Origin of the sequence: Aeromonas sp. LsrichE-8G, from assembly GCF_022869435.1 — a bacterium.
Classification (GTDB): Bacteria; Pseudomonadota; Gammaproteobacteria; order Enterobacterales; family Aeromonadaceae; genus Aeromonas; species Aeromonas caviae.
This window is the reverse complement of the sequence record NZ_JALIHH010000240.1, coordinates 1-293: the sequence shown is the minus strand read 5'-3', so window position 1 is coordinate 293 and position 293 is coordinate 1. Positions and strand designations below refer to the sequence as shown.

Annotated in this window: 1 protein-coding gene; it reads right to left on the bottom strand. The window is 53.2% G+C overall.

Annotation, left to right across the window (positions count from 1 at the left end):
- Positions 1-293, bottom strand: a 293-nt coding sequence (locus tag MUW49_RS20000; RefSeq protein ID WP_244813117.1) for an IS1634 family transposase, incomplete at both ends; no start/stop codon positions are given.

Below are 293 nucleotides of genomic sequence, written 5' to 3'. Positions count from 1 at the left end.
GCTGCGTAAATCATCAGGCTACAGGTCATCACCATGAGCAACGCTTCAATCCGCTCCGGCTTTTTCAGGTACAGTGAGGAGGTTAAAAACTCCGGGCTCTTGAGAAAACGAAAGCCCCGTTCGACATTCTGCTGCGCTTTATAGGTAGCCAAAAGTTCGGCCATGGTCAGCGTATCGCTGTGGTCATTGGTCGCCAGGATGAACACCCCGGTCTGGTTGCGGGCCTCTTCAACGCAAGCCAGGCTAGTTGCCGCCAACCCAGTGATTTGAAACTGATGGCCAATTGGCTCTTC